This window comes from Streptomyces katrae (assembly GCF_000966975.1).
GTDB classification, from domain to species: Bacteria; Actinomycetota; Actinomycetes; order Streptomycetales; family Streptomycetaceae; genus Streptomyces; species Streptomyces katrae.
The window spans coordinates 1-1,494 of the sequence record NZ_JZWV01000951.1; the positions used below are offsets into that span (position 1 = coordinate 1).

Sequence of the window (1,494 nt, forward strand, 5' to 3'; positions counted from 1 at the left end):
AGTAGGCGGGAGCAGGTCGAGCGTGCTACGAACGCGATGCCGTCGTAGTCCTCGGCCGGGATGAGCGGGGCGGTGTTCAAGCGGTAGAGGAACCGCTGGACGTTGGCGCCGAAGCTGCGCTGTGCGTGCGGGGCGTACAGCCAGGGCGCGGCGTCGACGGAGGAACCCGCCGCGCGGAGGTCCGCGTAGTAGTCGCCGGGTAAGGCGTGCGTGAGTCTGGCTTCCAGGGAGCGCAGGCCGGTGCCGATGCGGTGGCGGGCCGGCGGGCGCTGGAGGTCGTTGCCGCGGCGGGCGAGGAACGAGCCCTTGCCGAAGAGGAGGGCCAGCGCGTAGTAGGCGTCGCCGTACCGTTCGCGGAGACGGCTGCCGAGGGCCGGCACCTGGTCCCCGTACGTGCCCTTCGCGATGTGCCCGTTGTGTGCCCAGACCACGACGCGCGCCCCGGGGTCGTCGTCCACGAGCCGTGCGACGGCCTCGGCCATGTAGCGGTCCCGCGCGGCGTACACGCCCTCCTCCTCGGCCGAGGCGGCGAAGGGCCGGTTCACCAGGTCGGCGGCGCGGACCAGGATCCGCGCGTGCTCCAGAGCCTCGTCGGCGCCGTTGCCGGGACCCGACCGCCCGGCGTGCTCCGCGACGAGGCGGGAGATCTCCTCGGCGCGTCGCATCAGGGCCTTGTCCGGATCCGGAAGCGAGCCCGGGCGTGCCCGGGCCAGTACCCCCAAGGCGCCCATGCGCCCGGCCTGATCGGGCGCCGTCCGGCGCAGAAAGACGGCGACGGCCTCGACCGAGTCGGCGCAGAGCTGGGGATCCGTTCCCACGAAGCGGATCCGGCGCTCTTCGGGCAGGGCGCGGTTGTGGGCGCGCAGCCACTCGACGATGTCGACCATCTCACGGGTGCGCCAGGTCCAGAAGCCCAGCCGGGCGACGAGCCGCTCGGGGGAGCCCGTGCCGTACCGGACGTACGCGTCGAGCGCGCGGGCGGCGGACTGGCTGGCCTCCATGGCGAGGGTGGTGAACCCCTCCTCACGGACCAGGAACTCCAGCAGGCGGTGCTTCAGCCGGAAGAACTCACTCGTGCCGTGCGTGGATTCGCCCAGCCCGACGATCCGTGTCCCCCGCAGTGCCTCGCCCAACGGTTTCAGGTCCTCCACCGGCGCGCCGGGGGCCAGGGTGCTCAAGGGTTTGGCGTGCTCGTCCAGCCATCGGGCGATGTCGTCGGGCACCGTCTTGCCTCTCCTCACCGTGTGCGGGAGAGCGGAACGCCGGCGCGCCCCAGAAGACCTCGCCCTTGCCTGAGAACGGGTGGCACAGCACATACTGTGCCCCGTTCTCGTCGATGGGTCACCCTCTTCGGTTCATGCCGCTCGACGCCAAAGCAGGCGGGAGCGCCGTGCAGGTAGTCCGAGCAGTTCGTGCAGCGCCTCACCCTTGTGGGCCCATTGATCGAGCCGGTCGCGGTCGACCCAGTGGACTCCGTGACGGTCGCCCTAGGCC

General features: G+C 71.8%; 1 protein-coding gene. It reads right to left on the reverse strand.

Translation table 11 applies throughout. From position 1 onward, the window contains the following. A partial coding sequence (locus tag VR44_RS30235) for an erythromycin esterase family protein (protein ID WP_045950806.1) occupies positions 1-1,223 on the reverse strand: 1,223 nt, incomplete at its 3' end. Positions 1,224-1,494: the final 271 nt, after the last annotated feature.